General features: G+C 30.4%; 12 protein-coding genes. 8 read left to right on the top strand and 4 right to left on the bottom strand.

Annotated features, from left to right (window positions below; genetic code table 4):
- Nucleotides 1-32 precede the first annotated feature (32 nt).
- The 3 genes from deoC to deoD are packed head-to-tail and all read right to left on the bottom strand — an operon-like array spanning nt 33 to nt 2,721.
- Entirely contained in the window at nt 33-695 is a 663-nt protein-coding gene (deoC, locus tag ACNQ2T_RS00160; protein WP_416755069.1) for a deoxyribose-phosphate aldolase, read from the bottom strand.
- Between the two features lie 23 nt (nt 696-718).
- Nucleotides 719-2,014, bottom strand: a complete 1,296-nt coding sequence (locus tag ACNQ2T_RS00155) for a pyrimidine-nucleoside phosphorylase (protein ID WP_416755067.1) — start codon at nt 2,012-2,014, stop codon at nt 719-721.
- A 2-nt stretch (nt 2,015-2,016) separates the two neighbouring features.
- Nucleotides 2,017-2,721 carry a purine-nucleoside phosphorylase gene (gene deoD / locus ACNQ2T_RS00150; RefSeq protein WP_416755065.1) on the bottom strand — a complete coding sequence of 235 codons (705 nt, stop codon included), beginning with the start codon at nt 2,719-2,721 and terminating at the stop codon, nt 2,017-2,019.
- A 368-nt stretch (nt 2,722-3,089) separates the two neighbouring features.
- Here deoD and ACNQ2T_RS00145 point away from each other — a divergent pair, with 368 nt between their 5' ends.
- From ACNQ2T_RS00145 to ACNQ2T_RS00135, 3 genes are all read left to right on the top strand, one after another.
- Nucleotides 3,090-4,316 (top strand): hypothetical protein, encoded by a 1,227-nt coding sequence (locus ACNQ2T_RS00145; protein ID WP_418035676.1) that lies wholly within the window; start codon nt 3,090-3,092, stop codon nt 4,314-4,316.
- 140 nt (nt 4,317-4,456) lie between these two features.
- Nucleotides 4,457-5,431, top strand: a complete 975-nt coding sequence (locus tag ACNQ2T_RS00140; RefSeq protein WP_418035675.1) for a hypothetical protein — start codon at nt 4,457-4,459, stop codon at nt 5,429-5,431.
- Nucleotides 5,432-5,599: 168 nt separating this feature from the next.
- Nucleotides 5,600-7,231, top strand: a complete 1,632-nt coding sequence (locus ACNQ2T_RS00135) for an endonuclease (protein ID WP_418035674.1) — start codon at nt 5,600-5,602, stop codon at nt 7,229-7,231.
- A 42-nt stretch (nt 7,232-7,273) separates the two neighbouring features.
- On the opposite strand, the gene ACNQ2T_RS00130 is transcribed toward ACNQ2T_RS00135, so the two are convergent.
- The gene (locus ACNQ2T_RS00130; RefSeq protein WP_418035673.1) at nt 7,274-7,747 is read right to left on the bottom strand and encodes a Sua5/YciO/YrdC/YwlC family protein; all 474 of its coding nucleotides are present in this window, start codon (nt 7,745-7,747) and stop codon (nt 7,274-7,276) included.
- A gap of 124 nt (nt 7,748-7,871) precedes the next feature.
- Here ACNQ2T_RS00130 and ACNQ2T_RS00125 point away from each other — a divergent pair, with 124 nt between their 5' ends.
- The 5 genes from ACNQ2T_RS00125 to ACNQ2T_RS00105 are packed head-to-tail and all read left to right on the top strand — an operon-like array spanning nt 7,872 to nt 16,551.
- Complete coding sequence (locus ACNQ2T_RS00125; RefSeq protein ID WP_416755055.1) at nt 7,872-8,225, top strand: PTS sugar transporter subunit IIB; 354 nt, start codon at nt 7,872-7,874, stop codon at nt 8,223-8,225.
- A 9-nt stretch (nt 8,226-8,234) separates the two neighbouring features.
- Nucleotides 8,235-12,449 (top strand): AAA domain-containing protein, encoded by a 4,215-nt coding sequence (locus ACNQ2T_RS00120; protein WP_418035672.1) that lies wholly within the window; start codon nt 8,235-8,237, stop codon nt 12,447-12,449.
- A gap of 11 nt (nt 12,450-12,460) precedes the next feature.
- Nucleotides 12,461-12,844: an ArsR/SmtB family transcription factor gene (locus tag ACNQ2T_RS00115; protein ID WP_416755052.1), complete on the top strand. Its 384-nt coding sequence runs from the start codon at nt 12,461-12,463 to the stop codon at nt 12,842-12,844.
- Nucleotides 12,831-14,612, top strand: coding sequence for an ABC transporter ATP-binding protein (locus tag ACNQ2T_RS00110; RefSeq protein ID WP_418035671.1), 1,782 nt, complete (start codon nt 12,831-12,833; stop codon nt 14,610-14,612). Before ACNQ2T_RS00115 ends, ACNQ2T_RS00110 begins: the two co-directional genes overlap by 14 nt.
- Nucleotides 14,596-16,551 (top strand): ABC transporter ATP-binding protein, encoded by a 1,956-nt coding sequence (locus ACNQ2T_RS00105; protein WP_418035670.1) that lies wholly within the window; start codon nt 14,596-14,598, stop codon nt 16,549-16,551. Before ACNQ2T_RS00110 ends, ACNQ2T_RS00105 begins: the two co-directional genes overlap by 17 nt.
- The last annotated feature ends 206 nt before the right edge of the window (nt 16,552-16,757 follow it).

Here is a 16,757-nt window from a genome sequence, read left to right as displayed (position 1 = left end):
AAAATGCCTATTACTAGGCATTTGAAAGGTTATTAATATCCACCTTTAGATTCTTTTCCTTCAATAATTGCTACTGAACGACTTGTTCCGAATCTTGTAGCTCCAGCTTCATACATAGCGATTAAATCGTCCATGTTTGAAATTCCACCTGCAGCTTTAATTAATAATGTGTCTCCACATACGCTTTTCATGATTTTAATATCGTTTAAGTTAGCACCTCTAAAGCTAAATCCTGTAGATGTTTTGATGAATTCAGCTCCTGATTTCATAACGATTTCTGTAGCTTTTCTAATTTCATCTTCAGTTAATAAAGCTGTTTCGATAATAACTTTTAATACATGTGATCCACATGCTTCTTTAACTTTTTTAATGTCGTTTAATACGTATTCGTAATCACCTTGTTTAAATCTACCGATGTTAATTACCATATCGATTTCATCTGCACCGTGTTCGATAGCTAATTTAGCTTCTTGAGCTTTAGCTTGAGTAATCATTGCACCTAGAGGGAAACCAACAACTGATGTAATTCCTACACCTGTTCCTTGTAATTTTTCAGCAACATATTTAACTCATGATGAGTTTACACAAACTGTTTTGAAGTCATATTTAACAGCTTCGTCTACTAATTTATCAATATCTTTTTTAGTAGCTTCTGGTTTTAAATATGTGTGGTCGATCATTTTATTGTAATTCATAATCTTTATCCTTTTTCTTTCTCTTATTTTAATTTATCTAAAATAATTTTGTTTTCCACTTTAGCTTGATTGAATTTGTATCCATTCTTAAGCTCTTCAACTAATTCAAGATCAATTGGGTTTGATGAGTAAAGTGTGAATAATACATCACCTTTTTTAACTTCTTCATTGGTTTTTTTGTTAAGAGTAATTCCAGCTTCGAAGTCAATTGAATCTTCTTTAGTTTTTCTACCTGCTCCAAGTTTCATTGAAACAATTCCGAATGTTAATGCGTCAAAGATTTCTAAGTAACCTTCTTGGTCAGCAATAACTTCTAATTTATATTTAGGGTTTCAGAATGTTGGAGATTTTAAAGCTTCTACATCACCATGTTGAACTGTAACAAATTCATAGAATTTGTCTAAAGCTCTACCTGATTCAATAGCATCTTTAACCATTGCAAGGGCTTCTTCGTGGTTTGAAGCGATTTTAGCTTGTTCTAATATTGTTGCACATGAAGAGTAAACTAATTCATTAAAGTCTTGTGGTCCTTTACCTTGTAAAGTTCACATAGCTTCTAGTACTTCGTTTTTATTTCCGATTTCTCTACCTATTGGTCTAGACATGTTTGTGATTTCAGCTCTAACGTCAACATTTAATTCTTTTCCAATGTTAATCATTGTACGAGCTAATTCACGAGCAGATTCAAGATTTTTCATGAATGCACCATTACCACATTTTACGTCTAGTAAAATGGCATTTGATCCAGTAGCAAGTTTTTTAGACATGATAGAAGATGCAATAAGAGGAATAGATTCAACTGTTGATGTAACATCTCTTAAAGCATATAGTTTTTTGTCAGCTGGAACAAGTTGTGCACTTTGTCCAATAACTGCAATACCATGTGTTTTAACTTGTTCAATGAAGTCTTTTTCACTAACTTCAACTGTAAATCCAGGGATTGATTCAAGTTTGTCAATAGTTCCACCTGTGTGTCCTAATCCACGTCCACTCATTTTAGCAACTGGTGCTCCACATGCTGCAACAATAGGTGCTACAGCTAATGTAGTTTTATCTCCAATTCCACCTGTTGAGTGTTTGTCAACTTTAATACCTGGGATAGCTGATAAGTCAATAACATCACCTGAGTGCATCATGTATTTTGTCATTGTGGCAATTTCTCTTGATGTCATTCCATTAAACATAACTGCCATTAGGAAAGCACTCATTTGGTAATCTGGTGTTTCATTTTTAACGTATGAAGTAATTAAGAATTTAATTTCTTCGTTTGTTAATTCTTTATTTAAACGTTTTTTTTCGATTATATCTACTACACGCATAATTATCTTGCTAATTTAAGAGCAATCTCCATCATTTTTGTGAATGCGAATTGACGTTCTTCAGCAGATGTTTCTTCGTGTGTAATAATGTTGTCACTGATTGTTAATAAACAAGCAGCTTCTTTACCTGTTGCTTCAGCGTTTGTAAATAAAGCGAATGATTCCATTTCAACACATAATGATTGTGTGTCTTCAATTCTTTTTTCTACTGGTACAACTGAGTAGAATACGTCAGAAGAGTGAACTCTACCAACTGTAAGTGGTGTTCCATTTTCTTTAGCAATAGCTTCGATTTCTTTGTTTAATTTTGCAGATGGTAAAGCTACGTTTCCTTCTTTACCTAAAGCAATTCTTCTGAATGCATCAGCGTCAGCGAAAGCTTCTGAAGCAAGAACAACTTCGTATAATCCTAAATCAGCTTTGTATGATCCAGCTGATCCGATTCTGATAATTCTATCAACATCGTAGAATTTGAATAGTTCGTATGAGTAAATACCGATTGAAGGACATCCCATACCACTAGCAGCAACTGTGATTGGTTTTCCTTTGTATGTACCTGTGAACATAAACATGTTTCTAACTGTGTTAACTAGTCTGTATCCAGGGTCTAAGTAAGTTTCGGCAATAAATTTTGCTCTTAATGGGTCTCCTGGCATAATAACTGTTTTAGCAATATCTTCTTTTTTTGCATTAATGTGTGGTGTCATAATTAATAACCTCCTATTTAATTAAATTAAAATGCTTATGACATTTGGACTTTTAAATAGTCAATATAATTTTAACACTTCAACCGCAAACGTAAATAAATAACTTTATTTTTATTATTGAATTTCAAATCGATTATCTAGGCAAATCATTTCAATTTATGTCATTATTAAAATAACAAAAAACACACTCATTTTTAAGCTGAATTATTTTATTTTAGCAAGCTTGAAAATTTGAAAATAATATCTAAAAGGCTTATAAATGAGGTAAATAGTATAAAAATGTGGAAATAATGAACTATTTCCACAAATAATAGCTAAATTACACTCTTTTTTAGCAAGAATTTTATAATAAAGATGAAAGAGGCTAAATGAAACTAAAAACTAAATTATTATTTTGCACACTACCCCTAGTTAGTGCATTATCTTTTACAACAGTTGCTTGTTATAATGGAACTAAAACCGATAAAAACCCAGCAAAAGAGGAAACTAAATTAGTGTTTTCTCCCCAGTTTAATGCAAGAATTGCAAAGCATTATCCATCTTTAATTTCAAAAGATTTACTTAAAGATAATATTAGAATAGAAAATTTCGATACTCATCTTTATAGTAGCTATGATATCCGAGATATTAGTTATGATGATGTAAATGGAAAAATTATTGTCACAGTGCATTATAGAGAACAATATCAAGGTGATTATGCGATTGTTAAATATCAAATAGATGGATTTAGAAAATTATCAAAATGAGAACAAGCTGCCAATAATCGGATCGAAGACTTAACACCAATTGTTAGTGAAGAAATTGATGAATTCTGAGAGTATGCAACTGAAAAAGAATATCAAGATAAAAACTATCACATTAGTGATGATATTAGTTATGATGCTAAAAGTAAAATGTTATATGCAACATATAAAGGCAAAAAACTTGCTTTATTAAATGAAATAAATCTAGCTAAAGACGAAAATCTTGTTGGTATAGATCTAAATATTAATAATGAAAGCATTATAAATCCTGAAAAATTACTAATTAAAGTATATCCAAACACTCATTGTTTAGATATTTCCTATCGAGTATGTAAAAAAGAAAATGTAATTGAGCTATTAACTAAAGTAAAAACTCAACATATTCATTTTAATCAAGCAGCAAAAGAAGAACCTTATATTGGAAGTAATCTTGAGTTGGTATCTGAAACTGAAAAAGGTTTTGATAATGAAATTACAGAAAACTTATTTACTATAAGTGAGCAATATAATGAAAATAAAGATGCAATACATGATTATTTAAAAGCAGGAAAAGAATTAAAAGTAGTCCGCAATGTTAAGGGAAATGAATTACAAGATCTTACTATTTGTGCCTTAATTCAAGGCAAGGAAGTAGCAATTTTAAATGCTAATGAAGACTTAATTAATAATGAATTTTATCTTGTAAATCAAGAAAAGCCAGCTTTAGAAAATAATGATCCAAATCAAAAGATAGACTATCAATATGATGAATCTAACAAATCATTAACACTAAAATATAAGCTTGCTTTTGGAGCAGATGAAGACTTGACATACTTTAGCAACAATCACAATGTAACTTATAAATTAAACTAATTTTAGCTGCACTATAATGGTGCAGTTTTATTACAAATGTGGAACAAAATGTGGAAATTATTTCTATTTGATGCCATTTTTGAACAATACCTAAAAATAGTAATAGAATAAAATTAGAATTAGAATTTTAGGAGAAACATATGAATAAATTAAAAACTATATTCCTTGCAATGGCAGGAACTACAATAACTTTACTTCCAGTTGCTGCAACTGTAGCATGTAAACATGAAAATGAAGATAAAAAACCAGCTGGCAACAATGCTGGAGGAACCACTGCAACACCTGTCACACAAGAAGGTGGAAAAACAACACCCGGAACTCAAGAAGGCGGAAGCAGCGCAGGTGAAACAAAAACTTCTGCAATTGCAGAAGCAGCTAAAAAATTAGCTTTAAATATCGACAATAAGTATTTAAATAATGCTGAATACAGAGCTTACTTAAATGCCTCAGCTTATTCATTAATATATGGAAAAGTTGGTGTTACTGGAATGGATACAGCTAAATATGATGTTAAAGTTAAAGATTTTGCAATTGATGATGCAAATGGAAAAGTTACTTTTAATGTTGAAGCAACAGATAAAGCAGATAAAAGTCAAACTGTAACAAAAGCTTTAGAATTAACTGGCTTTAGACCAACAACAGCTGAAGAATTAGCTAAAGTAAATGCTAAAGAAGTTCATATTACACCAGTAGCAAATGTCGAAGATATTAATTACTATTTCAACTCTAATCCAAAATATATTAACTACTACTTCAAGGATTCTGTATTAAATAGCAAGAGAGATGAAAAAGATGTCGAAAATCCTTACTATAATTTATCAGAACCTATTTTTGAAGATAAGGACTCATTCCAATTATGTCAAGCAGATGATGTCTTATTTGGAAAAAACAATAAAAGAGGAAAATATAATGTAAATCCAAGCTCTAGATTTGCACTTAAAGCTGTTGATAAGGCTAAAAAGACAATTACATTTGCCTATAGAGTTGCTTATGTAATTAAATCATCAGATAAAAACACTCACCAAAAATATGTAATTTCAGAACCTAAAGAAATTACAGTAAGTTTTGCTGCTAAAGAAACAGCTCCTCAACCAGAAGCACAACCAGCTGCTTAGCAAGCATTTCAAGCTCATTATGGGCTTGATTTTTTTATCTACTTTTGTGGAAATGAGCATTATATTCCACAAAATGTGGAAAATTTCCACATATTGGGCCAAATGCTTGTCCTCCTAAAATAAGGTGTTAATATTAAATGTTTAGGTTGACTAAATGAAGGAGAAAAAATGAATAAATTCAAAACATTATTATTAACATTAGCGGGAGCTAGTTTAATTGCAACTCCATTAGTTGCTGCTCAATGTAATGATAAAAAAACTAACGATAAAGATGATGCTAATACAGCGGGTGTAGATAAGAATGACAAAAGTCAAGATAAGCCTTCTAAGGATGTGACAGATAAAACTCCAGGTACAAATTTAAATGATGGAAGCAAGAAGCCTGATCAAAGTAAACCATCTGATGAAGGTAAAAAACCAGTTGATAGCAAAGATAAAGAAGGAAATAAGCCTGAAACTAAAACTCAAGATCCAGAATTGGTAGCTGCTAATTTAGTAGATGGAAATTCTTTATTCCAATTAATGCCCAATTTTGATAAAGCAGCAGTATTAAACCACATTAAAAATAGTGACAATTATGTGCAATTTGATCACAAGTCTAGAGAAATTACCACAAACAAAAAGAATGGTACTAGCTTTTTACAATTTAAACCAGAATATAGCGCAAGCACTGTGCAACCTGTTAATGCAAGCAAAACTACATTTACCTATAAAAATAGAGATCTACCAAATGGAAATTTAAACTTTGTTTATGATGAAACAAGTGGATTGCTACTAATTAAATATAAATTAGCATTAAAACAAACTGATGGAACATTTAAATATACAAATAAAGCTTATACTTCAACAGTTAAGATTACAAATGAAACTGAAAACACTAATAGCGATAATAATGGTACACCAACTAGTGATTCAGATATTCGCCCTGGAGAAAACGACAATAATGTAACTCCAATAAATGTGGCAGCAAATGGCTATAACTATGTTTATGATGCTAATAATGACTATTACGCCAGTGCTAATGGTAAAAAAGGAAAAGATCTAATTGATGAATTATTAAGAATTCAAAAGTCACACTTAAAAGGAATCCATGGTTATGGCTCTTTACCAGGCTTTTATAATAGATCAAAAGCCTTTAGAGACCTATTTTATGAAAATGACAACACTATGTTAGATGTATATTCAGAAAATCCATCTGGTAAAGATCCATATACATACGCTAACTACAGCGGAGGTGGTGGACGAGGCGAAGGCTCAGGAATGAACCGTGAACACATGATTCCACAATCATGATTTGGAAAAGCTAGCCCAATGGTTAGTGATGCCAACCATATCTTCCCTACAGATATAAAGGTAAATGGTGTTAGAAGTAACTTTGCTCATGACTATGTTACATCACCTAAAGTAACCTTTAAACAAGGAAGCAAAATGGGAAGAAATAATCTTGGACTAGATGCAATGGAACCATTAGATGAATTTAAGGGAGATGTAGCTAGAGCTTACTTATACTTTACAGCTACATATAATGATAAAAGCTTAAATAACATGTCTGCATCAATCTTTACTAGAACATTCCCTTATATTAAAGAACATTACTTAGCTACTTATCTAGAATGAAATAAAAATGATCAAGTTGGACCTTGAGATGTTTTAAGAAATAATGAAACAGCTGCATTCCAAGAAGTTAGAAATCCATTTATTGATTATCCTGATTTAGCTAACAATATTTTTGGTTCAGACCCTAAACCATTTGTTAACAAAGGTATTTTACTTAAGGCAGAACCTATTAATAATAATTAATCCCGAAAGGGATTTTTTGTTAAAAAAAGTAGCTTTAGCTTGCTACTTAGTACGAATAATTACTTCTCCAGTATCTAAATTATAGATATCACTAGGCTTACCATTGGGAGTGCAAAAATCATAAATATTTGTAACCTGGGGAAAGACGTTTGCAACTTCATGCAAGGTTAAAACAGCTTGCCCTGAAATGTTGGCACTACTCATATAAATTGGCCCATTGGCAAGTAAATATGCTTGCAATAAAGGGCAATTGGGCATTCTAAAGCCTTGATCATTAACTACAATACTAACACCACCAGGCCATTTTTCTTGAGCTAGTTCTGTTGCTTGTTGGTTTCATTGCGGAAAGGCTTGAGCTTGTTGTAGTGAGCCAACTAAAATCATAATTTTCTTACTTTTAGGTCTATGTTTAAGTTCATAAAGTAAGTCTAGGGTTTGTTCATTAACAGGGCCACCAATACCACAAACTGTATCAGTTGAGCAAATTATTATATCTTTATATTTATCATTATTCATGTCTACCTACTTTAATAATTGATATTTTACTTCTTAATTATAAAAGCCAAAATATTTATCTTTAAGGCTAAAAAATGCATTTATTTATAAATTAATTTATAAATAAATAATATAATAAATGCATATGAAAAAGGATAAATTTTTAATAGTATTTTTAACAATCATTACATTTGGTCTAATTTGAATAAAATGAAACAAACAAACCAAAAAAGAAAAGAACACAATTTATCAAAATGATAAGTTGCCTTTTAAACTCAACGAGTTTTTAGCTCTACTTGGAAACGATAATATTCAAGAAGTGCAAACTAGACTCAATCGAATTAATATTTCAGTTAAAGATATTAAACTAGTCAAATTACAAGAATTAAATAAATTGAAAGGAATTAGTGGGATTGTTGCTCGTAGCAACGGAGTGTCTTTAGTTTTAGGTGAATATACAACAGTTGTTTATAACGAACTAAGAAAATTAATTAAGTAAGGAGGAAACATGCAAGAACAATTAAAATATAAAATCGTACTTGACAATTTACTTGATATTACACAAAGTGATCCATCAATTTTTACCAGAATCAATGATAAAGATTACATGGACTTATATCAACTTGTAGGTGATAATAACATTGCCACAATTTTTGATAATGAAACTTTTGAAGTATCAGCACTTGATGATAGTATTGTTGAACACATTAAGCGAATTATGAATCTTTCAAATTCAGAAAACTTAGTGCAATACATGGAAGCACATAGTGCTGATTTTGAACGTCTTAATATTAAGTTTAATTCAGAAAACATTTATGAAAATTATGAACATAACAAAGAAAAGATTTTAAACCAATTAGAACTTAGAGTCCAAAAATCCATTTTAAAATGAAAAATTTTAAATGATAAAGCAACTAATATCTTAGATGAAACTAATATTTGACCATTACACATTGGTTTCTTATTTTTATCTCTCAAAAAAGATGATCGGGTAATTTATGCCCCACTATTTTTAAAAGAAGCTAATATTATCTTTAAAAATGGAAAGCCTATTATTAAAAGTGATGGTGATATCAAAGTTAATGAAAAATTATTATTTTTCTTAAACAATAACGAATTTAACTTAACAATTGATACAGACTTTAAAAACTACAAGATTTCTTCATTAATTCAAAAATTACGTGCAGATTGAGATGGCTTATACAAATTACCTGAAAATATTGCAGCACCTTTTGAAAAATTTACTTATGAAGATATAAATAATGAAAACATGAGATTTTATCCAGGGGCTGTATTAGGTATTTATAAACCTTGAGGTGGATATTCACGTAATCGGATGAAAGATATCATCATTAATAATGAAATGGATGACATTATTAAAGTTGAATTCAATAAGAATGTTTATAAAGAAGTAATTAATAAATTAATTTTTAATCCTAACTTAACATTACTTAGAATTACTGAATCAAACTTATCACAAGATAAAGCTATTGTTTCAGCTCTAAATCAAAACACTGTAATTTGAGGTCCACCTGGAACAGGTAAATCTCAAACAATTGTTAACTTACTTGCTAACATTTTATTCTATGGAAAAACAGCTATTGTAGCTAGTCAAAAGAAAGCTGCACTTGATGTTATTAAAAATAGAATGAATTCACTGGCTCCATTCTGTCTTTTTATTCTAAATAGCAAAGATCTAAATCGTAAAGCATTCTACAAACCAATTAAAGACTACCTTGATATGCTAGAAAACTTTAATGATTCACGTAAGATTGAATCAATTGGTACTATCACAAAACGTGAACTTGAGTTTATTTCACAAGCTTCTGAATATCTTAATGATGCTTTAGCACAAAATGTGCTAAAAGCTTACTACTACATTGCAGAGCATAAAGATAATTTTGACTTTAATAAAGATATGGAATTTATCTTATCTTTACCAAGAGATATCAAATATCCTAAAAACCCAACACATTGTCAAACTGCTAAAGAATTACTTAAGATTTCGCGTTTAACTTTCTTCCCATTTGTGAAGAAATATTACGAATTAAAACGCATTGGAAATGAAATTGATAGTCGCATGCCTAATTTTGATGGTTCATGAGCTGATCTAATGAACTTTATTATTAGTATTGGATTTAATAATATTGATTCAGAATATTCTCCATTTAGACGACTAAATGAATTAATTAAGCTAAATGCTGACATCGCACATAAACCTTTAATTTCAAATGAAGAAGCCCTAAAACAAATTATTACTGAAAAAATCTTTAATCGAATTAATCATTTTAATGAAGACCAAAAACGTTTATACCGTGAATTTGCTCAATCTGTACGGATCAATAATTTGGAACCATATAGATTTGTTAAAAAATACTCAGAAATGATTAAATTAATTTATCCAATTATTATTGCTACACCAAATACAGACTTATCTGGTTGAGGTAAAGAAGAATTTGACTATGCTATCTTAGATGAATCAAGCCAAATCTTTATTGAAAACGCTTTACCAATTTTATATTTAGCAAAAGTAAATATCTTAGCTGGTGATACTGAACAAATGAAACCAAGTAACTGATTTGGAATCCGTTATACTGACGATTCAATCTTTGGTCAAGTTGAATCTGTACTTGATTATGCCTTATCTTTAGGTGTGCATTCAATTATGCTAAATAAGAACTATAGATCAAATCATGCTGCCTTAATGACGTTTTCATCTCGTAATTTCTATGAAGGAAAACTTGATGTTCTCGATGCAGCTAGTGTTTGAAATAATGATCCAATCGAAGTATATGAAGTTAATGGAGAATGAGATAATAACCGTAATATACTAGAAGCTCATTTAGCTATCCAAAAGGTTAAAGAAAACCTTGACAAATACAATAAGATTATTTTGCTAGCCTTTAACGCTAAACAAAGTGAATACTTAACTAATGAAATTTATAAACAACACCGTGAATTAGAAGATGCAATTGCAGCTAAACGCTTACTTATAAGAAATATTGAAAATATTCAAGGAGATGAAGCTGATTTAGTTGTAGCCACTGTAGCTTATGATAAAAATACTAAGTTAAATTCAACTTATGTATGTAGACCTGGTGGTAAAAATGCACTTAATGTTGCTATTTCACGTGCTAAAGATAAAATGATTGTGATTAAAACAATTAAATCAAGTGATATTGTTTCTCAATATGAAATGAGTGACGATATGCGCATCTTTAAAAAATGACTAGAATTCCTTGAACGTAGTCCTGAACAACGTTTAAAGATGCTTAAAAATTCATTTGAGTCAAAACATGATGCTATATCAAATACCTTTAATAAAGATCAATGATTCAAAGATATAGTATTTGATAAAATTGCCCAAACAATTGCTAATAATCCAAGATTTGAAATCTTTAAAGACTACACAGTAGGTTCACTTGATATTGACATTGTAGTTACATATAACAAAATACCATTCAAATGTATTTGTTTTGATACATTTAATTACTCAAATTCGATCGAAAAATACGTTAAGTTATATGATGCAATCAAATTCTTAAAATCTAAGAAATATGACGTTACTGTTATCAATCCAATTTCATGAATTTATGAACAAAATAATGTTGCAAAATGATTTAATGCTAAAGAAATTAATAGCTTTGAAAAAACTTCGGTGGCCAATAAGACTAATACTTATGCAATCAACAAGATTGAACAAGATGACCTTGAAGACAATGAAGATGTTTTAGGCCTAAATGTTAAGCCTGAACAATTAGCTACAGCAACTTATAAATTAAATCCAGAAGCTGAGCTAGAACAAGCAAGCAATAATATAACCACAAATTCAGTTGAAAGTATTATTGAACAAGAAACTAGTCTAGATTCAAGTACTCAAGATTTAATATTGGAAGAAGATAACTTAGAAGTTAAGCCTGAACAAGAAGTTGTGGCATATGAAGCCGAAGATCAAAATGATTTTGATACCTATGAAGCTACATATGACTCTGAGTCTATTGAAGAAGATACTGCTAAACAAGATATTGTTTTAGAAGAAAACAATATTGAAAAATTGCCTCAAGAGCAAATTGAAAATGAAGCTGCAATCAAGCCTAATAGTTTAGATGCACAAAATACTCTAGAAGAGCAAGAAGCCAATATTGAACAATTGGAAGAAGACTTAACAACTGAAGAAGAATATGAAACTGATTTTTCTGAATTAGGTATCAATCTTTCTAAACTAGAAGAAAAAATTTCAATTTATGCTAATGATCAAATTTATAATGAACCAACTAAATTAGTTGAAAATGATGAAGAAGATAGCGCTCAAATTTCACTTGCAATTGAAACTTCTTCTGAACAATTAACTAAAGAAGTAACACAATTTATTAAAAAAGTTGAAAATGATGAAAGCAATGTTGCTGAAAATATCATTGAGACTGATATAAATGTTCAAGATATTGAACCAAAACAAGAACAAACAAGTGCTGAGTCTAATTGAGTTGAAGATGATGAAGACTTAGCTGATGATGATTTTGTTATCAATTTCAATTTTGATGATGTAGATGATGAGGCCAATAAAACTCAAGTTATCTCACATGAAGAAATTGAACAAAGCGCCTTAAACAAAGTACAACAAGTCGAAAATGCAGTAAAAAGAAACACAAAAACAATAGATCAACCAAGTATGCAAGATGCGACTGCTGAATGAATAATTGAATCTATTGATGAAGAAGAATAAGGAGATGCTATATGGATACATTACAAATTTTAAATTTCTTATCAAAGGATGTTAAATTAAAGTTAATTATTCACCTTTATACATGTCACGAACGTGAGTGTGACGTTAATGACTTGCTTAATGCCTTAAACGAAAAACAAGCTAATGTTTCAAAACACTTAGGGAATTTAAAAAGAGCCGGAGTGGTGAAGATTAGAAAAGAAGGTGTAGCTAGTTATTACTATTTAGCCCCAGCATTTATTAAAAAATATGGTGTGCTAATTGAAGAAATTATGCGACTTGTTAAAGAAGACGTTTATCAAAAATATACATGTAAATGTTTTAATGACGGACACGAACAAATACATGAACATAGCGAAAAAGATTGTTTATTAAACAGTCATGACAAAAAGTAAAGAACAAAAAATAGTAAAAAGGGTAAAAACCAAAATGCCCTCTTTATTCCGACTTACCAAAGGTGCCCGTTGGTATTCGGTAATTTGTATTATTTTAGTAATCGCAGAAGTACTTATGCAAGTATTTATGCCTAAAATAGTAGGAAATGTAATTGACAGTGGAATTGTTCAAGGTAATAAAACTGTCGTTATTCAAAAAGGACTTATTTTAATTGGATTAGCTCTTGCTTCGCTAGTATCTGGTGTGATAGTTTCCTTCGTATCAGCAAAGGCAGCAACTATCTTTTCACGCAATATTCGCCATGCGATATTTGCTCAAGTCCAAGAATTTTCATTTAATGATATTGACAAATATAGCAATGGGGTAATTCTTAATCGTTTAAATAATGATGTTAATAACATCCAAATGGCCTTTATGATGATAATAAGAGCCTTTATTAGATTACCTTTTATGTTTATAGCAGCAATTGTTTTTGCAATTAAAGTTTCACTAAAACTTTCAACCATTTTTACAGTGTCTTTACCTTTAATTGCTACTTTATTCCTGGTTATTTGATACACTTCATATCCTAAATATAAATTACTATACAAGGAATATGATGCCTATAATCAAAAGATTCAAGAAAACCTTAACGGAATGAGAACAATTAAAGCTTATGTAACTGAAAAGTCAGAAGCTGATAAAGTTGAATTATTAGCTAATAAACTAAAAAGTACTAATACAAAAGTAGACAAAATAGTATCTTGAAATACTCCAATTATTTTTGGAACTATCTTTATGTCAGTTGTGGCTCTTGGTGGTATTGGAACACGTTTAGCCCTTGGCGGAAGCATTCAAGTTGGGGATATTGTTGCCTTTGGTTCTTATATTTGAATGATTTCAGGTTCTTTAATGGGAATTATGAATGTACTTGGAATGGTTTTAATGGCAATCCCAAGTTCAAAACGTGTTAAAGAAATCATTAATCATCAACCAAGTATTGTTAATAAGCCTAATGCTCTAAAAGCAAACTTACAAGGTGGAATTACTTTTGAAAATGTAACATTTAATTATTTAGATACTAATCATCCAAGTATTAAAAATGTTTCAATTAAAATTCAACCAGGTGAATCAATAGGTATTATTGGTGAAACGGGTTCAGGAAAGACAACTTTCACTTCCTTAATTGCTAGATTTTATGATCCACAAGAAGGTAGAATTTTACTTGATGATCATGATATTAAAGATTTAGATTTACACTATACCAAAATGCAAATTGCACAAGTATTCCAAGAATCTATCCTCTTTAAAGGTACTATTCGAGACAATATGCTATGAGGTAAGCAAGATGCTAGTGATGAAGAAATTTATCATGCATTGGCTCAAGCTAATATAGAAGACTATGTCACAGGCTTAAAAGAAAAACTGGATTCACCAGTTGAGCAAAAAGGACAAAATTTCTCAGGTGGTCAAAAGCAACGTTTATGTATTGCGCGTGCCTTAATAAAACAACCAAGAATTTTAATTTTAGACGATGCAACTTCTGCTGTTGACTTTAAAACAGAAGCACAAATCAAACAAGCAATTAGCCAAATTGATAATTGCACCAAAATCATTATTGCACAAAAAATTAATTCAATTAAAGACTGTGATCGGATCTTAGTCTTTGACAATGGTGAAATTAAGCACATTGGTTCACACCGAGAATTGCTTAAGGAATCAAGCTTTTATGCTGAGTTATATAAAGCTCAACAAGCTATGGGAGGTATTGATGAAATCCTTCAATAAAATGGGTCCTAGACCAGCTTATACCAAATTAACTAAGCAACAAAAGAAAGCTACTTTTTCTCGCTTAATTAAAATCCTATGAGGCGATAATAAGTGGTGATTAATTCTAGCTGCTGGCTTAATTTTACTTTCAACAGTAGGGATGCTATATCAACAAGTCTTTATAGGTAAAATTGTTGTGCAATTATTCTTACAACCTGCGCTAGATAATGGCCTAACGGTTGATACCTTTAACTGAGATCAATTCTACTTAATGTTATTTGGCTCAGTTGCCTTATTCTTAGTAAGTATTTTTTCAGGTTTTGCAGCCAACAGAATCATGATTAATATTACTTACAAAACAATGACCAGCATGCGGGTAAAACTTTATCGCCACATGCAATCATTGCCAATTAAATTCTTTGATTCTAATGCTAAGGGAAATTTGGTTTCTCGGCTTACAGCTGATATTGATACTTTAAGACAATTCTTATCAAAAACTTTCCCTTCAATTACTCAATCATTAATTATCTTAACTGCTTCAATTATTATTATGCTAGTGCTAGATTGAGCTTTAAGTTTAATTATGATTGGAGTTATTATCCTAATATTTGCTGCCAGCTTTATAATTGGAAAATTCTCTTCTAAAGCCTTTGTTAAGAGACAAAAGCAAATTGGAGAATTAACTGGATATGCTGAAGAAATGATTAGTGGGCTTAAAACTGTTAAAATCTTTGGTCAAGAAGCTAATGCAATTAATCAATATGATCAAATTAATGCAAAACTAGCTAAAGTAAGTTTTAAATCAGAATTTTGAGCTAACGTAATTTTCCCAACTAGCCAAAACTTAGGAAACATTGCTTATGCAATAGTTACTATTTTTGGTGGAATTATGGTAATTAATAATTACACTAGTGGCAATGTAGCCACAGCCGGCTCACTAGCTGGACTTGAACTTGGTACCTTTATTGCCTTCACACAATTTGCTAAATCATTTTCAGGACCTGTTTCTTCTATGACACAAAATGCTAACTCAGTTGTACTTGCGCTAGCTGGTGCTAACCGGGTATTTGATATCATGGATCAAAAGCCTGAAACTAATGAAGGTAAAATTACATTAGTACGTGTTGAAGAAGCTATGGGTAAATATATTGAAGTCCCACTAGCTGAAAGTTATGGAAAATTTGCTTGAAAAATACCTGTTGGTTCAAGCTATGAATATAAACTACTACAAGGTCATATTGAGTTTAAAAATGTCTCATTTAAATATCAAAATGAATATACTTTAAAAGATATTTCATTTGAAGCGTTACCAGGTCAAAAAATAGCTCTAGTTGGGGCTACTGGTGCTGGTAAAACAACTATTACAAGCTTAATTTCACGCTTTTATGAAATTGCAGAAGGTGAAATTTTATATGATGGAATCTTAATTCAAGCAATTGAAAAAGATTCGCTACGTAAATCTCTGGGATATGTATTGCAAGAAACTGTACTCTTTAGTGATAGTGTTAAAAACAATATTGCTTATGGTGCTGATGGTATCAATGAATATGTCCTTAATGATGTAACTGAAGCTGCTCACTTAAATGGACACATTGATAAGCTTAATGACAAATATGAAACTATACTAGTAAATTCAGGATCTAACTTATCTCAAGGGCAAAGACAATTGGTTTCTATAGCACGTGCAAGCTATAAAAATCCTCCAGTATTAATCCTGGATGAAGCTACTTCAAATATTGATACACATACTGAAATTATTGTTGAGAAAGCAATGAACAAACTTGTTGAAAATAGAACTTCATTTATCATTGCACACAGACTTTCAACTATAGTTAATGCTGACAAAATTATTGTTCTTAATAATGGGCAAATATTAGAACAAGGTACTCATAAAGAACTACTTAAGGCTAAAGGTGCTTATTGATCTTTATGACAAAATGCAGCGGGTAAAAATTAATCCTAAGTTAGGTTTTAATCTTAATTATATATACAGTGTTTCGCTTTTAAATATAAAAAAGTGGAGCACTGTTTTTTGTACTCCACTGAAAACCCCTCTGAAAGGATTTCGTATAAATTATATTAAAACTTAGCACTAAATTGTAAAAATACTAATCAAATTATATAATAACTCGCCAAAGATATAATTCTAAATATATTGCAATT

The sequence above is a fragment of the Mycoplasma haliaeeti genome (assembly GCF_048284645.1).
GTDB lineage: Bacteria > Bacillota_I > Bacilli_A > Mycoplasmatales > Metamycoplasmataceae > Mycoplasmopsis.
Note: the sequence above shows the minus strand (reverse complement) of the source record. Positions and strands in the feature narration are given on the sequence as shown.